Origin of the sequence: Pseudoflavonifractor phocaeensis (genome assembly GCF_016901955.1) — a bacterium.
Classification (GTDB): domain Bacteria; phylum Bacillota; class Clostridia; order Oscillospirales; family Oscillospiraceae; genus Flavonifractor; species Flavonifractor phocaeensis_A.
The window spans coordinates 15816-32604 of sequence record NZ_JACJLC010000027.1 but is presented as its reverse complement, the minus strand read 5'-3'; the positions used below and the strand labels follow the sequence as shown (position 1 = coordinate 32604).

Sequence of the window (16789 nt, the reverse complement as noted above, 5' to 3'; positions counted from 1 at the left end):
CCCTTCACCTTTGCCGGCCGCCGCCACCCCCTGGTAAAGAAGGACGCCATTCCCATGGTGCTCATCACCCTGGCATATGCCTTCACCGCCTTCTTTCACCTGGGCGACCTGACCGCTCCCCAGTCCCCCTGGGACTTTGGGGACGAACAGCAGGCTACCTTTGTATTGCCCGAGCAGGTCCTGGTGTCCAAGATGTGGTACTTCTCCGGCCTGGGCACCGGCAAGTACCAGGTGGAGATCTCCACCGACGGGGCGAACTGGCTCTCCCTGTGGCAGCGGAAGGACGACCCCGAAGATCCCGACGAGATCACCGGCTACTACTGGGCGGACGGTACCGGCTATGCCGACAGCTACGCCATGACTCAGAACTACAACCAGCTCTTCAAGTGGAACGAGATCGTCTTTGACAATCCCCAGTATGTCTACTATATCCGCATCACCGGCCAGGCCAACAAGAGCCTGCTGGAGCTGGACGAGGTGGCCCTCTTTGACGAGAATGGGGACCGGATCTGGATCGACGACGCCACCAACCCTCTCTTTGACGAGGCTGATCTGGTGCCCGACACCATCACCTTTATGAATTCCGCCTATTTTGACGAGATCTACCACCCCCGCACCGCCTATGAGCACCTGCGGAACATCGAGCCCTATGAGATCTCCCATCCGCCCCTGGGCAAGCTCATCATGAGCATCGGTATCGCCCTTTTCGGCATGACTCCCTTTGGCTGGCGGTTCATGGGCACCCTGCTGGGGGTGGTCATGGTCCCCCTGCTCTATCTGTTCCTGAAAAACCTCTTCGGCCGCACCTCCATCGCCACCTGCGGCACTATCCTGCTGGCGGTGGACTTCATGCATCTGACCCAGACCCGGCTGGCCACCATTGACACCTACGCTTTCCTCTTCATCCTGCTGATGTACTACTTCATGTACCGGTACCTGTCCCTGCCCGACGGAGCCTCCTTCAAACAGTGCGCCCTTCCCCTCTTCCTGTCGGGGCTGTTCTGGGGCATCGGGGCGGCCTCCAAGTGGACGGTGATCTACGGCTGCACCGGCCTGGTGGTGCTCTACTTCGTGGGCCTGGTGCTCAAGCTGCGCCACTGGCCGGAGGAGACCCGTCATGAGCGGGTGGCCTGGACCGTGAAGATCCTGGCCTGGTCGGTGCTGGTGTTCGCCCTTATCCCCGCCGTTATTTATACTCTGTCCTACCTGCCCTACGCCTCCGCCTCCGGGGATCTGTCCCTACAGAACCTGATAAAGGAGATGTGGGAGAACCAGAAGTATATGCTCTCCTACCACAGCGGCGTAGTGGATACCCACCCCTATTCCTCCCGGTGGTACGAGTGGCTGGTGAACGCCCGGCCTATCCTGTACTATATGGACAACTCGGTGGAGGGCGTTACCACCCGCTTTGCCGCCTTCCTCAACCCGGTGGTGTGCTGGGGCGGCCTGGTGGCCATCCTCTCCACCGCTGTGCAGATCATCCGCCGCCGGTCGGCGGTGGCTCTGTTCATCGTGGTGGGCTATCTGGCCCAGCTGGTGCCCTGGTTCTTCATCGGGCGCATCACCTTCGCCTACCACTACTTCCCCTCGGTGCTTTTCCTCATCCTGGCCCTGTGCTATGTGTTCCATACCCTGGCGGAGCGGGAAAACATGATCCGCTGGAAAGGGGCCATGTACGCCGTCACCGGCGGGGCAACCGCCCTCTATGCCCTGTTCTATCCCGTGCTGGTGGGGATCACCTACCCCTCCTGGTACGGCAGCTATATCCTGAAGTGGTTCCCCGCCTGGCCATTTTGATTTGGAGGTAACCCATGCTGCTCACTGATTATCACACCCACACCCAGGTCTCCCCCGACAGCGAAACGCCCCTGACCGCCATGGCGGAAGCAGCGGTGGCAGCCGGGCTGGACGAGCTGTGCATCACCGACCACTGCGACCTGCTGGAGCTGTACGGCCAGCCGGTCACCGGCTACGATTGGGCCCCCGCCCTGGCGCAGTACCGGGAGATCGCACCCCGCTACGCCGGAAAGCTGACCATCCGCCTGGGGATGGAGTTCGGCATGGCCCACCTGAACCCCCAGTTGAGCCAGACCATCCTGTCCCTGCCCGAACTGGACTTTGTGCTAGGCTCCCTCCACAACCTGTGCCCGGAAAAGGGGGGCGTGGACTTCTACTATGTGGACTACCCCACTCCGGAGGCCTGCTACGCCGCCCTGGACGACTACTTCCACTCCATGTCCCTGCTGGCGGTCACTGACTTTTACGACGTGCTGGGCCACGTGATCTACCCCCTGCGATACATGGACCACCCCATCTCCCTGGAGCGGTACACCGACCAGCTGCGGGTCATTTTCAAGGCGACGGCGGAGCGGGGCCGGGGCATGGAGATCAACACCTGGCGGGGCCGCACCCTGGAGGACTGGCTGCCCACCCTCCGGCTGTTCAAGGAGTGCGGCGGAGAAATCGTCACCACCGGCTCGGACGCCCACACCCCCGAGGGAGTAGGCAAGGGCATCCGGGAGGCTTGCGCCCTGCTGAAGGAGGCTGGATTCCGCTACGTGGCCACCTATGAAAAACGCAAACCTAAATTCCATACGTTATGAGGAGGAGTTATTATGATCGCACTGGGTTCTGACCACGGAGGGCTGGCCCTCAAGCGCCACATCATGGACTACCTGGACCAGCACCAGCTGGCCTACAAGGACTACGGCTGCTATACGTCCGACAGCTGCGACTACCCCGACTTCGGCCGGGCGGCGGCGGAGGCGGTGGCCTCCGGGGAGTGCGACCGGGGCATCGTGGTATGCACCACCGGCATCGGCATCTCCATCACCGCCAACAAGGTGAAGGGCATCCGCTGCGCCCTGTGCAGCGAGCCTCTGTCCGCTGAGATGACCCGGCGGCACAACGACGCCAACATGCTGGCCCTGGGTGGCGCCCTCATCGGGCCCAACATGGCCGACAGCATTCTCAACGCCTTCCTGAACACCGAGTTTGAGGGAGGCCGCCACCAGCGCCGGGTGGACAAGATCGAACCCTGAACAGGCACAAAAAGGCCCGCCGGATGGCGGGCCTTTTGTTATGACCGGGGCAGAGTCTCCCTCTTATCCGATTCGTTTTCCCTCCAGGAACACGGCGGTCACCCGGCTGCTCCAGTCCAGGGGGTGGCCGGTGGCGACCACGATGTCCGCGTCCTTGCCGGGGGTGAGGGTGCCCACCCGGTGTTGGATGCCGGCAATGCGGGCGGGAACGCTGGTGATGGCCGCCAGGGCCTCCTCCGGCTCCATGCCTCCCCGCACCGCCATGGCGGCGCACAAGGGAAGATACTGAATGGGAGTTTCCGGGTGGTCGGTGCAAATGGCCACCTCCACCCCCGCCCTGGTCAGCAGAGCGGGATTCTCCAGGATCTGACCCACCAGCTCCGGCTTGGACCGGTCGGTGAGGCAGGGCCCGGTGATGACGGGCACCTTATACCGCGCCAGCAGCTCTGTCACCTTGTAGCCCTCAGTGCCGTGGACCACGGCCAGATCCAGGTCAAACTCCCGGCTGAGCCGTACCGCCGTGGCGATATCGTCCGCCCGGTGGGCATGGAAGTGGGCAGGCGTCTCCTTCCGCAGCACCGGCAGCAGGGCCTCCAGCTTGGCGTCATAGTCAGGCATATCGGCCTCCGGGTCCTCATCCACCTTGTCCTGCTTGTCCCGGTACTCCACCGTCTTGGACAGCTCCTCCCGGATAAGAGCGGCGGTGGCCATCCGGGTCACGGGGGTCTCCTTCCGGTCGTTGTACACTGACTTTGGGTTCTCCCCCAGGGCGAATTTCATGGCCGCCGGGGCCTTTACCACCATCTCGTCCACCCACCGGCCGTCAGTTTTCAAGGCAATGAACTGACCGGCAATGGGGTTGGCCGAGCCGGGCCCGGTGAGCACCGTGGTGACTCCCGCCGCCCGGGCCTCGGCAAAGCCCCGGTCCAGGGGGTTCACCCCGTCCAGAGCCCGGAGCTGGGGGGTACAGGGATCGGTAGACTCGTTGCCGTCGTCGGCCTCAAAGCCCAGGGCGTCCCCGAACAGCCCCAGATGACAGTGGGCGTCAATGAGGCCGGGGAACACATGGCCCCCCCGGGCGTCCAGTACCTCCTGCCCCTGAGGGGCCTCCTCCATGGGGCCCACCCCGGTGATCTTCCCGGCTTCAAAGGACACGTACCCTCTGGGGAGTACCGGCCCATCCATGGGGTGTACCACCCCGTTAATGATGACCATGTGCAGATTCCGCCTTTCGACAAAACTTCTATTTGACAAATATAGTAATTTGTGGTATTTTGATCCTGTGGCTCATCAATCATCGTGTGGCTTCAAGGACGATGATCCCTTTCTCCCGCACAAGTTGGGACTGCCGTGAAATCGCGGCAGTCCCTTTTCTTTTTCCTTACGGCCCGTCGCCGTCCAGAACATATTGCTCCACCAGGGTGATGGTCCGGTCCAGGTATTCTCCCTCCCGCCACAGCACCAGCTCCAGGGTATCCCCCGCCTTCAGCCCCTCCTTCAGGGTCAGCAGCTGGTCGATGTCCGTGACGGTGAGGCCGTTGGCCTTCACGATCACGTCGCCGGGCAGAATCCCCTGCGCCTCGGCGTCCGAACCGGTCTTTACCTCGTCCACGCACACCCCCACGGGGATCTCATAGGCCTCCGCCATCTCCTCGGTGACGGTATAGCAGGTGATGCCGATGGAGGGCCGGCCGGTGACCACCCCGTCCCGGATGAGCACGTCGGCCACCGCCTTGACGGTGGCGGTGGGGATGGCAAAACCCAGGCCCTCCACTGTGTCGTCATAGGCGTACATCTTCATATTGGTGATGCCCACTACCTGGCCATACCGGTTGATGAGGGCGCCGCCGGAGTTGCCCGAGTTGAGGGCGGCGGTGGTCTGGATGAGGGACATGGTATATCCATCCACAGAAACATCCCGGTTGATGGCTGAGACGATACCGTCGGTCATGGTGCCCCGCAGCTCCTGGCCCAGGGGATTGCCGATGGCCACCACCGAGTCCCCCACCTCCAGCAGGGCGGAGTCCCCCAGAATGGCAGGACGCAGGCCATCCGTGTCGATTTTCAGTACCGCCAGGTCGCTCTGGCTGTCCATCCCCACCAGCAGGGCCTTATAGCTCCGGTCGTCCTGCAGAGTCACCTCTACCCCGGAACAGCCCTGGATGACGTGGGCGTTGGTGATCACATACCCGTCCTCCGTCAGCACCACCCCGGTACCAAAGGAATAGGACCGGTCGCTCTCGCCCCAGATGCTGACAATGGACTGGATGTTTTCCTGATAAATCTCCTGGAAGCTGTGGGGCTCCCCCTCCGGCTGAGGCAAGAGGGCCAGGGTGGCCTGACCGCCGGTGGGCGCCCGCTCCACGGTGGTCTCGGCGCTGGCCTCCTGCTCCTCCCACCAGTCCAGCCACTCCTCCTCCCTGCTGTATCCGGGGGTGGGGGCGGGAGAGGCCAGGGCCTGGTTGTTGGCCCCCATGTCCAGCAGGATGCGCAGGCAGAGGCCCGCCCCCGCCAGCAGCAGCAGGGTACAGGCCAGCAGGAGCACTGCCCGCCAGGGCCGCCGGGGCGGCTTGGACGGCCGGACGGGATAGACCCGGTTTTGGTCGTAGTAATAGCCCCGCATGGTCCCCCCCACTTCTTCTTACGCCAGGGTCAGGGTGAAGACGAACTCCGTCACGCCCTCCTGGCTGGTCACAGTGATGTTTTCCTTGTGGTTGTTCAGAATGGTCTTGACGATATACAGGCCCAGGCCCACGCCTTCCCGGTCCACGCTGCGGGATTTGTCGCTCTTGTGGAATCGGTCGAAGATCATGGCCAGCTCGTCAGGGGGAATGGTCTGACCGGTATTGCGCACCGACACATAGGCCTTGCCCCCCTTGGTGGTGATGGACAAGCCCATGGTACTCCCCGGATCGGAGAACTTGATGGCATTGTCCAGCAGATTGTAGCACACCTGGGTGATAGCGTCCGGATCGCCCCACACCATCACAGCCCCGTCGGGCAGCTGAGTGTCCACGTCCAGGCGGCGGGCGTTGATCTTGGTCTCCAGGCTCACCAGCACCCGCAGCATGATCTCGGACACGTCGAACTGTTCCTGGGCGGTGACGTTCTCCGCCGACTGGAGCCGGGACAGGTCCAGCATCCGCCGCACCAGCCTGGACAGCCGGCGGGTCTCGGAGGAGATGGTCTGAAGAGCGGCCCGCTCCTTGTCCGGGGGGATGGTGCCGTCCAGGATCCCGTCGGAGAAGCCGGCAATGGTGGTCATGGGTGTTTTCAGCTCATGGGAGATGTTGGCCACAAACTCCGACCGCCGGGCCTCGCTCCTGGAGATGGCGTCGGCCATGGTGTTGAAGGCCTCGGCCAGCTCCCCCACCTCGTCCCGCCGGTCCTCGTAGCCGGTGACCCGCAGTTCGTACTCTCCGTGGCCAAACTTCCGGGCGGTATCGGCGATTTCTTTCAGAGGCTTGGTCTGCTTCATGGAGGTCACCGAGCTGGTGAGGAAGGCAATGCACAGCACCACGATGGCGGTGAAGATGAAGATGGTGATCACCGCCCGCCACAGCTCGGTAAGGCTGGAAGCCTCTGCCGCCACATAGGCCACCCCTACCACGGTCTGAACCACCTTGCCGGAGGTCAGCTCCACCCCGGTGGTGGTGATGGGCACACCAGCCACATACCGTTTTTCGGAGAAAAAGCCCCCCAGAGTAGTCATGCCGGCGTACTCCCCCGACCGGGACACCTCATCCACCATACTCTGGGGCAGATATCGTCCCCCCAGATCCCGGTATCCCTGGACAGTTGCCCCGTCAGTGGACACCACCATCTCCCCGTCAGCCTCGGTCACCAGCACCACCGCGTCGGAAATCTGCGCAATGGTGGCAATAAGGGCGATGTACAGGTCATCCTCGATGCTCACCCCCAGGGATCTGGACTTGGCAGTGAAGGTTGCCACATAGTTGGCGTTGCGCTCCATGGACTCCCGGGTCTGCCGGAGGGTGTACTGGTAGGACAAGGTGAGAAAGGCAATGCCCAGCATGGCGAAGGACACCAGGATCATACCGGCGGTAAGGATAAACTGCCGCTTGTACAGGCTCTTCATGAACCGCTCACTACCTCAAATTTATAGCCCACGCCCCATACGGTCTTGAGGGACCACTGGGGGGAAACCCCCTCCAGCTTTTCCCGCAGACGCTTGATGTGTACATCCACCGTCCGGGAGTCGCCGAAGTAATCAAACCCCCACACCTCGTCCAGCAGCTGGTTGCGGGTAAACACCCGGTTGGGGGAGGCAGCCAGGTGGTACAGCAGCTCCAGTTCCTTGGGCGGGGTATCCACCCGCCTGCCGTCCACCAGCAGCTCATAGGAGTCCAGATTGATGACCAGCTTATCAAAGGAGAGCTTTTTCTCTCCGGCGCCGCTCTCGTCCCCGCCAAAACGGCGGAGCACCGCGTGGATGCGGGCCAGCACCTCCTTCATCTCAAAGGGCTTGACGATGTAGTCGTCAGCGCCTCCCTCCAGCCCGGCCACCTTGTCCTGGGTCTCCCCCTTGGCGGTGAGCATGATGACGGGGGTCTTATCGTTCTCCCGGATCTTTTTCAGCACGGACCAGCCGTCCATGACAGGCAGCATGATGTCCAGCAGCACCAGGTCGGGCCGGAAGGAGCGGAACATCTCCACACCCTTGCCACCGTCTCCCGCCACTGCCGTCTCAAATCCCTCCTTCTCCAGATAGAGATGGAGCAGCTCCGCGATATTGGAGTCATCTTCCACAATGAGGACCTTTCTGGCCATAGTACACCGTCCTTTACCTGTTCTGCCCGGCCTCTGCCGGTGTTATCGTACTCATTATACCCCCATGGCTCAGGTTTGGGTGAACTTTTTGTAAAACAAAGGTATTTTTCCGCCGGGTCCCTCAATCCCGCTCCACATAGGGGTGGTCCAGCTGGAGCACCACATAGCTGCCGGGCACCTGGCCCTGGACCGCCTGGGTGATCCGCTGGGTAATCTCCGGATCGCTGAGGGGGCATTTGTGGGGCACCACCGCGTCAAAGATCAGGTTGCGGTGCTGGGGGCCCAGGGTCACCCGGAAATCGTGGATGGTCATATCCGGGTGGATCTGCCGCACCAGCTCCCCCACCTGCTCCCGCAGGGCGTTGACCTCCGGGTCGCCGGTGGCGATGGGGTCCATATGTACCGTGGTCTCGATGCCGAATTTCTCCAGGATCTCCCGCTCGATGTGGTCGATGGCGTCATGGGCGGCCATGATGTCCTCGTCCTGGGGCACCTCCGCGTGGAAGGAGCACATCCGCCGGCCAGGGCCATAATCATGAATCACCAGGTCGTGCATCCCCACTACCTGCTTGTGGGAGAGCACCAGCTTCTCGATGGCCCGCACCAGCTCAGGCTCCGGGCTGGCACCCAGCAGGGGATTAACGGTATCCCTGGCGGCCCCCCAGCCCGCCCGCAGGATGAACAGGGCTACCACCACGCCCACCCAGCCGTCGATGTTGACGCGGGCCAGGTGGTTTACCAGGGTGCCCGCCAGTACGGCGGAGGTGGCCACCACATCGGACAGGGAGTCGGTGGCGGTGGCCTCCATGGCGGCTGAGCCGATCCGGCGGCCCAGCTTCCGGTTGAACAGGCACATCCACAGCTTCACCAAAATAGAGCAGGCCAGGATGACCACCGTCACCAGGGAGAATGCCACCTCCTCCGGGTGGAGGATCTTCTCAATGGAGCTCTTACCCAGCTCCACCCCTACCATTAAAATAAGCAGGGACACCAGCAGCCCGGCCAGGTACTCGATGCGGCCGTGGCCGAAGGGGTGGCCGTCGTCCGCCTTCTGCCCCGCCAGCTTGAAGCCCACCAGAGTGACCACCGAGGAGCCGGCGTCAGACAGGTTGTTGAAGGCGTCGGCGGTGACGGCAATGGAGCCGGTGAGCAGGCCGGCGAAAAACTTCCCCAGGGAGAGCAACAGGTTGAGGCAGATCCCCACCCCGCCGGAGAGCACGCCGTACTTCTCCCGCACCGCCGGATCCTGAATATTTTGGCTGTTCCGGATGAATGTCCGCACCAGAAGGTCGGTCACGCAAATCACTTCCATTTCCAGGTCTTGTTTGAACATTGGCAGCATATCCAGCGGCGAGGAATTTGGGCTGCTGGCCAGCGATTTTCTCCAGGAATCCTGCCAGATTTCAAGAGAAAAATGGGCCGTCCAGCGGGCAAAAGGCCCGCCGATTGGGCGCATTGACCATGTACGAACAAGGTCTAAGGATTCCTATTATTATGCCACGCACGCTCCCCACCGTCAAGGGCGTGTCCGTCGAAAAAGGGGGCCCGCCGCGCAGTGGCGCGGCGGGCCCCAGGCTATGAAAAAACAGTGCTCAGCCCGCAAGCGCGCGCGCTTTGCGCGTGCGACGCAACGGGCTGCATCCCCGCAAAAACATGCTTGCATGTCTGAGAAGCATGTCGAGCTTGCTCGACACGCTAAAGGGTCCTACTCCTCCAGGTCGGCCGGCAGGAAGGCCTGGTAGGGCAGCACGGCGGAGAGCTCCACCATCAGATCGGAAAACCCTCCCTCCCGGTCCCAGGCGGGCCCGGGGGTGCGCAGCAGGCCGTCTCCCTCCGGCTTGATCAAGGGGAGGGAAACCACCGCCCGGCAGCCCCGCTCCTCCCGCTGTTCAAAAACGATAGTCCCGCCATGGCGGGCAACGATCCGCCGGGCCACCCGCAGCCCCAGGCCCAACCCGTCGTGCCGGGACAGCAGACTCGTTTCCTCCGGCTCCGGTGGTAGCAGGCCGGGACCGTCGTCCCACACGGTGAGGATGGCGCGGCTCTCCCGCACCGCCAGCCGCAGGCCGGCGTTTCCCTCCTGTCCCGCCGCCTTGAACGCGTTGGAGAACAGGCACAGCAGCATCCGCCGCAGCAGGGTCCCGTCCCCCCGGGTGATGAGGGAGGCAGTTTCCTCCTCATAGGAAAAGTTCAGACCTGCCTGTGCGGCCAGGGCCTCCACCTGACGGCAAAGAGCACGGCACAGACCCGCCAGATCCAGGCTGCCCTCCTCCACGGGCAGCTCCTCCTCCGGCAGCTGAAGAAACTCCAGGTTGCCCACCATGCGCATCATGCGGTAGAGACTCTGGTGGAGGATGGCCAGGTAGGACTCGTATTGGGGCCCGGCCTTTTCCCGTACCACCGGAGTAAGCAGCTGGACCGCCGCCGTCAGGTTGTTCATCTGCTCCCGAAACTGCTCCACCGCCAGCAGTCCCAGGTCCTCTGAAACAGGCTCCATCCCTCTCCCTCCCTGTTCCCGCCGTCGCGGGAGATAAAATTCGGTCCCAGTATATCAAAATTTTTATCAAACCACAAGGAATAATGTCTAATTATGTCGAAACCGCCACGTTTACCGATAAGACCGTCTGAATTTTATACAGTTTCCCCAGTAAGTTTTGCATTTTCCCTCTTTTCAATCCAGCAAGATTAGTCTATAATGTATTCGCGCCAAACAAATGAAGTCAAGAATCCATTTAGAACAAAAGGAGAGATTCATTATGGGCATTAAAGTTGGTATTAACGGTTTTGGCCGGATCGGCCGTCTGGTGTTCCGCGCTGGTATCAATCGGTCTGACATCGAGTTCGTGGGCATCAACGATCCTTTCATGACCCCTGACTACATGGCTTATATGCTCCGTTACGATACCATGCACGGCCAGTTCGACGGCACCATCGAGTACACCGATGACGCCATCATCGTCAACGGCAAGACCGTGAAGTTCTTCGCCTGCATGGACCCCAAGGACATCCCCTGGGGCGAGGTTGGTGCTGAGTACGTTGTGGAGTCCACCGGCGTGTTCCTGACTCAGGAGAAGGCCCAGGCTCACATCGACGCCGGCGCCAAGAAGGTCGTCATGTCCGCTCCTTCCAAGGACTCCACCCCCATGTTCGTTATGGGCGTGAACCAGGACAAGTACACCTCCGACATGAACTTCGTGTCCAACGCCTCCTGCACCACCAACTGCCTGGCTCCCATCGCCAAGGTTCTGCACGACAACTGGGGCATCACCGACGGCCTGATGACCACCGTCCACTCCACCACCGCCACCCAGAAGACCGTTGACGGCCCCTCCAAGAAGGACTGGCGCGGCGGCCGTGCCGCTGCCGGCAACATCATCCCCTCCTCCACCGGCGCCGCCAAGGCCGTGGGCAAGGTCATTCCCGAGCTGAACGGCAAGCTGACCGGTATGTCCATGCGTGTTCCCACCCTGGACGTGTCCGTGGTGGACCTGACTGTCAACCTGGCCAAGCCCGCCAAGTACGACGAGATCTGCGCCGCCATGAAGAAGGCCGCTGAGGGTGAGCTGAAGGGCATCCTGGGCTACACCGAGGACGCCGTTGTCTCCTCCGACTTCCTGGGCGACTCCCGCACCTCCATCTTCGACGCCGGCGCCGGCATCGCTCTGACCGACACCTTCGTGAAGGTCGTGTCCTGGTACGACAACGAGTGGGGTTACTCCAACAAGGTCCTGGACCTCATTGCTCATATGTATTCCGTTGACCACAAGTAAGTTCCGCTCAAAGGGCTGACTGACAGCTTTTTGAACACACTTGCTTGACTCCCCAAAACGCAAAAAACACTCCTTTTTCGGCAAACCGCCGGAAAAGGAGTGTTTTTTATACTGCTGAAAAATATTTATGAATAGGAAGGGACAGTACGATCCCCCAGATCAGCCACATGGCTTTTCTGGGGGATTTGTTATTGCTCTGATATTTCAAGATTCTTTAAAGCATAATCAATACACATCTGTATCAATTCATTCCTTGTGCGCCCGGTCTGCTTCGCCACCTTGTCAAGTTCTTCTATCATATCGTCCGGCAATCTGGCTGATACAACCGAAGTTTTTCCAAAGGCGGGCTTACGTGGCCGCACTACAAATTTATTATCCATACTCATCACCCTGTGATGATACTATCCCATATATTGTAGTTTTAATACACTACAATGTGTTTACAATTAGCAATTTACGTGATATAGTAATCCTGTAAATTTTTGTCCTAAAGATAAGAGTAAATGAGAGAGGGATAAAACATGGCAGACTCAGAAAGGTGATATTCTCAATGACTTTATGGATTGGACAGACAAAAGCTAAGGAGAGGGAAAACAGATGAAAAGAGCGTTATTGATTTTGATGATTGCGACAATGTGCCTATCTTTGTGCTCCTGTGGCAAAAGCGAGGCCGCCTCCAATGCGGACAATTTAATTTTAGAAATCGGGGAAGTCACGCTTGAAAGCGGAGACAAAATTTCTGCCGCAGAAACAGCAGTGAATAGGCTAACGGAATCAGAATATAGTCAGTTGGAATATTTCACTATACTGGAAGATGCTAGAACCACTTATGATGAGTTGGTTGAAGAAAAAACGTTTTCTGATAATCAAGCGGCAGTCGCAGAAATTGAAGCGGCTATTGAAGAGATTACAGTATCCACCGATTATCAGGAGGCCGCAATCATTATCGCACGAGCCCTGTATGATAAAGCTAATGACACGGTAAAATCCAGCGTTTCAAATTATGATATACTACAACAGGCGGAAGAGGAATTAAGCGCTTATCGTGTTCAAAATGTTATCAATTTAATTGATCAAATCGGTCAGGTCACTTTAGATAAAGAAGAACAGATAATCGCGGCACTTGAAGCCTATGACCTACTATCATCCAGTGAAAAAGAACTGGTTACAAACTATGACAAGATAGAGACAGTCACAGCAGATTTGGAGGAGCTCAAAGCACAGCAAGAAGAAAGGGAACGACAACAAGCACTGTCGTCCCTACAGATCGAAACAGATAAAGTTGAAGGTATAACATGGTATAAACCATCTACATATCCTTACTACGCTAATTCAAGAAGCTATGTCCTCCCTTATATTGGTCAACGAGATTCAAGTACATGGCTCAGATTAAAATTTCACTATACAGGGGATAGCTGGATATTTTTCAAAAAGATAATAGTTTCTATTGATGGAGTCAACCATTATAAGACATTTGATTATTTTGAAGTCGAGCGGGACAATGGCAGTGGAGATGTTTGGGAGTGGGTAGATATTGCCCCAACAAGTGAAGACTTCTCGATGCTAGAGGATATTGCCAGTTCTACAGAAACGATTGTGAGGTTTCAGGGAGATAACTACCACTATGACCTAACGGTTCCAAAATCAGATAAAACAGCGATTAAGCAAATACTAACAGCATATAATTCCATCAATAACAGTTAGTCACTGATCGACTTCAAAGAAACAAGCTAAAACGAGGTGTATGGATATGCTAGTCATTTATCTGCTGGCAATACTTGTTTGGGCCCTGATATGGGGTTTTGCGACCAGAGCCGTTATTTACAACAAAGGTTATTCTGATAACTGGTTTTGGTGGGGTTTCTTCTTTGGTTTTATTGCATTTATTGTTGCCTTGTCAAAAGGTGATAACCATTACAATGAAACGAGCGAGAAGCCCAGCATTATCCGTGACACCGCATTCGATAAGCAAATTCTTGCGGATGGCGGCTGGAAATGTTCTTGTGGACGAATAAACTACCACTATGTCTCCACCTGCGCCTGTGGAAAAAGTAAGACCGACGTTGTTGCGCCGGTCAAGACTTCCTCATTGTCTCAGGAAAAACAGACTGTTTCAGATATTGAAGCAGTAAAAAAATACAAGGAATTACTGGATGCCGGGATCATCACGCAGGAGGAATTTGATATAAAGAAAAAGCAGCTTCTCAAGTTATAGGTCAAAATTTATTATCAATTACAGTCTGGTTGGATTCGTGACATAATTGCTCAGGGAAAGCCGCGCAGAGTTCCGCCGCTCCCAAGCGGTGAAATCAAAATTCGTCATTACATAACATACAAAAAGGGGCTGTTGCAAACTAACGCAACAGCCCCGCTTCTTGTCATCCTGACCGCCAGGGTCTGATCTTTCCTGCCAGCTTATCCGCCGCAGAAAGATTCTTCGCCCCTTTGGGGCTCAGAATGACATCCGGATTTCAATTTTCCAACGGTTCCTTTTCATTCCTGCGGGAGAAGCGCCCCCAGCATGGGCTCGAACTGGACCCCCTCCAGGGGCGGAGTGCCCAGGGCCAGGGTGTGGTCCACGCACCGCTGCACAAAGTCCACCGCCAGCGCCACGCCTTCCGGCAGGGCCTCCCCCCGGACCATGGCGCCCAGCAGCACGCTGGCGAACAGATCCCCGGTGCCCGGGAAGTGGGCGGGTTCCTGACGGGCCATGGCGAAGCCGGTCCGGCCGGCGGCCCGGTCAAAGTATCCGGCCCCCACCTGGCCCTCCGCCAGGCTCACCCCGGTGAGCACCACCGAGCGTTTCCCCTTCAGGCTCAGCCGCTCCAGCCAGCTCCGGACCTCCGCCTCCCCGGCGGGCAGATTGGCATAGTCCTCCCCCAGCAGCAGGGCGGCCTCCGTCCAGTTAGGGGTGATGCAGTCGGCCTGGGCGGCCAGCTCCCCCATCCGGGCACACAGCTGGGGGGTGCAGGTGCGGTAGGGCTTGCCGTTGTCCCCCATCACCGGGTCCACCAGCACCACCGTATCCTCCCGGCGGAACTGCTCGTAGAACCGCCCGATCAGCTCGATCTGCCGGGCGGAGCCCAGAAAGCCGCTGTAAATGGCGTCAAAGGTGATCCCCAGCTCCTGCCAGTGGGCGGCAGTGCGCTCCATCTGACCGGTAAGGTCCAAAAACACGCTGTGCTCGCTGGGGGGGAAGGCGGTGTGGGCGGACAGGCTGGCGGTGATGAGGGGGCAGCACTGGCTGCCCATGGCGGACAGCACCGGCAGCACCACCGTCAGGGAGCAGCGCCCAAAGCCCGAAATATCCTGAATGGCGGCGATCCGCGGCGCCTGTTCCATCATAAGCCATCTCCTTCGCTTTGGTATGTGTCTTTCAGTATTATACCCCCTGCCGTCCACTGCTGCAACCCCGCCCCTCTCCAAGAGAATTGACATTTCTGCCCGCAGATGCTAAACTGATACCTGCCAACGCGGGCATGATGGAATTGGTAGACATGCGAGATTTAGGTTCTCGTGCAGCAATGCGTTGGGGTTCGAGTCCCCATGCCCGCACCAAGCCGGAGCAAGCGCCGTACCGCTTGCTCCGGCTTTTTTAAAAGGTCAGAGCGCACTCACCTTACCGTGCTTTCTTTCGAAGGTTGCGGCTTGGTTTTGGTTACGGCCCCGCTGGCCTGTGCGCCTTGTTCGGCAATAAAACGCATGGGGCTGCCGCAAGTATGCTTGCAGCAGCCCTTTTCTCTGCATCGGCAAAGGTCTTTCCTATAGCAGGCGTATTCTTAAGCATATCATTCCGGCTGTCAGGGGGTCTTGTTATGAACACTCTGGAACACTTGCTGCGCTACCTGGACCACAGCCCCAGCCCCTACCATGCGGTGGCCAGCGCCGCCGCCCTGCTGGAGGAGGCCGGCTTCACCCGCCTGGAGGAGTGCGCACCCTGGGCGGTGGCCCCCGGCGGGCGGTACTACACCACCCGCAACCAAAGCAGCCTCATCGCCTTTAAGCTGCCGGCGGAGCCTCTCACCGCCTGGCGCATGACGGCAGCCCACAGCGACTGTCCCACCTTTTATATCAAAAAAGATACTCTGGAGGGAGATAAGACCTATCTCCGCCTGTCCACCGAGGGCTATGGCGGCATGATCTGCTCCTCCTGGCTGGACCGTCCCCTCACCGTGGCGGGACGGCTCATTCTCTCCACCGACACCGGAGTGGAGAGCCGGCTGGTATACCTGGACCGGGACCTGCTCACCATCCCCAGCCTGGCCATTCACCAGCAGCGGGACGTGAACAAAGGCCACGATTACAATCCCCAGAAGGACATGCAGCCTCTGTACGCCCTGGCGGGCGCTCCCTCCCTCACCCAACTGCTGGCGGAAGAAGTCGGGGTAGAGGCGGACGCCATTCTGTCCACCGACCTGGTGCTGGCCCCCCGGCAGAAGCCGGTGGTACTGGGGCCGGCGGGGGAGCTCTTCCAGTCCCCCCGGATCGACGATCTGGCCTGTGCCTACGCCACCCTGGAGGGCTTCCTTACCGCCGGGCCCTGCCCTGGAGTGGGACAGGTCTACTGTCTCTTTGACAACGAGGAGGTGGGCAGCGGCACCCGGCAGGGGGCCCTCAGCTCCTTCCTCCCCGACCTGCTGGCCCGGGCGGCCTGCTGCCTGGGCCTGGACCGGCAGGGGGAGCGGCAGGCTCTGGCAAACAGTATGCTGCTCAGCGCCGACAACGGCCACGCCGTCCACCCCAACTTCCCCGAGAAGGCCGACCCGGCCAACAGGGTCTACCCCAACGGCGGGGTGGTGGTCAAGCTGTCGGCCAACCAGAAGTACACCACCACCGGCCTCACCGCCGGGCTGTTTCGGGCCATCTGCCGGCGGGCGGAGGTGCCGGTGCAGGTGTTTGCCAACCGGGCGGACGAGGCGGGGGGCTCCACCCTGGGCAACCTGCTCAGCCACGCCGTCAGCATTCCCATGGTGGACATCGGCATGGCTCAGCTGTCCATGCACTCTGCCGTGGAGACCGCCGGCAGCAAGGATCCGGGCTACATGGCCAGGGCCTGCGCCGCCTTCTTCCAGACGCCCTTCCGGCTCACCGCCGACGGCGCTTATCAATTTCTCTGATCATGCAGCGGGCTGAAACGCCCGCTGTTTTTTTCTCTCTCCCCTCTCCCCAGGGTTGTAGCCCGGATCT

The 16789-nt window shown here is 59.5% G+C and carries 15 protein-coding genes and 1 tRNA gene; 8 read left to right on the top strand and 8 right to left on the bottom strand.

Features of this window, described 5'->3' with window-relative positions; translation table 11 throughout:
• The 3 genes from H6B51_RS08215 to rpiB all read left to right on the top strand — a co-directional run.
• The coding region (locus tag H6B51_RS08215) for a glycosyltransferase family 39 protein (protein WP_204883216.1) at nt 1–1797 on the top strand (1797 nt) is incomplete at its 5' end.
• Between the two features lie 14 nt (nt 1798–1811).
• Entirely contained in the window at nt 1812–2603 is a 792-nt protein-coding gene (locus H6B51_RS08210; protein WP_204883215.1) for a histidinol-phosphatase HisJ family protein, read from the top strand.
• Nucleotides 2604–2615: 12 nt separating this feature from the next.
• Complete coding sequence (gene rpiB, locus H6B51_RS08205; protein WP_204883214.1) at nt 2616–3041, top strand: ribose 5-phosphate isomerase B; 426 nt, start codon at nt 2616–2618, stop codon at nt 3039–3041.
• 63 nt (nt 3042–3104) lie between these two features.
• Here rpiB and H6B51_RS08200 read toward each other — a convergent pair whose 3' ends face one another.
• The 6 genes from H6B51_RS08200 to H6B51_RS08175 all read right to left on the bottom strand — a co-directional run bounded on the left by H6B51_RS08200 (nt 3105) and on the right by H6B51_RS08175 (nt 10329).
• Entirely contained in the window at nt 3105–4256 is a 1152-nt protein-coding gene (locus H6B51_RS08200; RefSeq protein ID WP_204883213.1) for an amidohydrolase, read from the bottom strand.
• A 166-nt stretch (nt 4257–4422) separates the two neighbouring features.
• Nucleotides 4423–5664, bottom strand: a complete 1242-nt coding sequence (locus tag H6B51_RS08195; RefSeq protein ID WP_204883212.1) for a S1C family serine protease — start codon at nt 5662–5664, stop codon at nt 4423–4425.
• An 18-nt stretch (nt 5665–5682) separates the two neighbouring features.
• Nucleotides 5683–7140, bottom strand: a complete 1458-nt coding sequence (locus H6B51_RS08190; RefSeq protein ID WP_204883211.1) for a sensor histidine kinase — start codon at nt 7138–7140, stop codon at nt 5683–5685.
• The gene (locus tag H6B51_RS08185; protein ID WP_204883210.1) at nt 7137–7832 is read right to left on the bottom strand and encodes a response regulator transcription factor; all 696 of its coding nucleotides are present in this window, start codon (nt 7830–7832) and stop codon (nt 7137–7139) included. The genes H6B51_RS08190 and H6B51_RS08185 overlap by 4 nt, the downstream gene beginning before the upstream one ends.
• Before the next feature lie 121 nt (nt 7833–7953).
• Entirely contained in the window at nt 7954–9165 is a 1212-nt protein-coding gene (locus H6B51_RS08180; protein WP_243421193.1) for a cation diffusion facilitator family transporter, read from the bottom strand.
• A gap of 372 nt (nt 9166–9537) precedes the next feature.
• Complete coding sequence (locus tag H6B51_RS08175) at nt 9538–10329, bottom strand: sensor histidine kinase (protein WP_204883209.1); 792 nt, start codon at nt 10327–10329, stop codon at nt 9538–9540.
• A gap of 259 nt (nt 10330–10588) precedes the next feature.
• Here H6B51_RS08175 and gap point away from each other — a divergent pair, with 259 nt between their 5' ends.
• Nucleotides 10589–11602, top strand: coding sequence for a type I glyceraldehyde-3-phosphate dehydrogenase (gene gap / locus H6B51_RS08170; protein ID WP_204883208.1), 1014 nt, complete (start codon nt 10589–10591; stop codon nt 11600–11602).
• Between the two features lie 188 nt (nt 11603–11790).
• Here gap and H6B51_RS08165 read toward each other — a convergent pair whose 3' ends face one another.
• A complete protein-coding gene (locus H6B51_RS08165) occupies nt 11791–11982 on the bottom strand; it encodes a ribbon-helix-helix protein, CopG family (RefSeq protein WP_204883207.1) in 192 nt (63 codons plus the stop codon).
• Between the two features lie 217 nt (nt 11983–12199).
• Between H6B51_RS08165 and H6B51_RS08160 the strand changes: the two genes are divergently transcribed.
• Together H6B51_RS08160 and H6B51_RS08155 are read left to right on the top strand one after the other, a co-directional pair.
• Nucleotides 12200–13306: a hypothetical protein gene (locus tag H6B51_RS08160; protein ID WP_204883206.1), complete on the top strand. Its 1107-nt coding sequence runs from the start codon at nt 12200–12202 to the stop codon at nt 13304–13306.
• Nucleotides 13307–13352: 46 nt separating this feature from the next.
• Nucleotides 13353–13817, top strand: coding sequence for an SHOCT domain-containing protein (locus tag H6B51_RS08155; RefSeq protein ID WP_204883205.1), 465 nt, complete (start codon nt 13353–13355; stop codon nt 13815–13817).
• A gap of 278 nt (nt 13818–14095) precedes the next feature.
• Here the strand turns inward: H6B51_RS08155 and H6B51_RS08150 are convergent, their stop codons facing one another.
• Complete coding sequence (locus H6B51_RS08150; protein WP_243421192.1) at nt 14096–14947, bottom strand: pyridoxamine kinase; 852 nt, start codon at nt 14945–14947, stop codon at nt 14096–14098.
• Between the two features lie 128 nt (nt 14948–15075).
• On the opposite strand from H6B51_RS08150, the gene H6B51_RS08145 reads away from it, so the two are divergent.
• Both H6B51_RS08145 and H6B51_RS08140 read left to right on the top strand, forming a co-directional pair.
• Nucleotides 15076–15160 (top strand) — tRNA-Leu (locus tag H6B51_RS08145).
• A gap of 257 nt (nt 15161–15417) precedes the next feature.
• A complete protein-coding gene (locus H6B51_RS08140; protein WP_204883204.1) occupies nt 15418–16719 on the top strand; it encodes a M18 family aminopeptidase in 1302 nt (433 codons plus the stop codon).
• The last annotated feature ends 70 nt before the right edge of the window (nt 16720–16789 follow it).

Bases quoted from the DNA above. Each gene is read 5' to 3' on its own strand.
- H6B51_RS08210 (WP_204883215.1), top strand. From the start codon at position 1,812: ATGCTGCTCACTGATTATCACACCCACACCCAGGTCTCCCCCGACAGC.
- H6B51_RS08180 (WP_243421193.1), bottom strand. From the start codon at position 9,165: ATGTTCAAACAAGACCTGGAAATGGAAGTGATTTGCGTGACCGACCTT.
- H6B51_RS08155 (WP_204883205.1), top strand. From the start codon at position 13,353: ATGCTAGTCATTTATCTGCTGGCAATACTTGTTTGGGCCCTGATATGG.
- H6B51_RS08165 (WP_204883207.1), bottom strand. From the start codon at position 11,982: ATGGATAATAAATTTGTAGTGCGGCCACGTAAGCCCGCCTTTGGAAAA.
- H6B51_RS08140 (WP_204883204.1), top strand. From the start codon at position 15,418: ATGAACACTCTGGAACACTTGCTGCGCTACCTGGACCACAGCCCCAGC.
- H6B51_RS08150 (WP_243421192.1), bottom strand. From the start codon at position 14,947: ATGATGGAACAGGCGCCGCGGATCGCCGCCATTCAGGATATTTCGGGC.
- H6B51_RS08190 (WP_204883211.1), bottom strand. From the start codon at position 7,140: ATGAAGAGCCTGTACAAGCGGCAGTTTATCCTTACCGCCGGTATGATC.
- H6B51_RS08185 (WP_204883210.1), bottom strand. From the start codon at position 7,832: ATGGCCAGAAAGGTCCTCATTGTGGAAGATGACTCCAATATCGCGGAG.
- H6B51_RS08200 (WP_204883213.1), bottom strand. From the start codon at position 4,256: ATGGTCATCATTAACGGGGTGGTACACCCCATGGATGGGCCGGTACTC.
- rpiB (WP_204883214.1), top strand. From the start codon at position 2,616: ATGATCGCACTGGGTTCTGACCACGGAGGGCTGGCCCTCAAGCGCCAC.
- H6B51_RS08175 (WP_204883209.1), bottom strand. From the start codon at position 10,329: ATGGAGCCTGTTTCAGAGGACCTGGGACTGCTGGCGGTGGAGCAGTTT.
- H6B51_RS08195 (WP_204883212.1), bottom strand. From the start codon at position 5,664: ATGCGGGGCTATTACTACGACCAAAACCGGGTCTATCCCGTCCGGCCG.
- H6B51_RS08160 (WP_204883206.1), top strand. From the start codon at position 12,200: ATGAAAAGAGCGTTATTGATTTTGATGATTGCGACAATGTGCCTATCT.
- gap (WP_204883208.1), top strand. From the start codon at position 10,589: ATGGGCATTAAAGTTGGTATTAACGGTTTTGGCCGGATCGGCCGTCTG.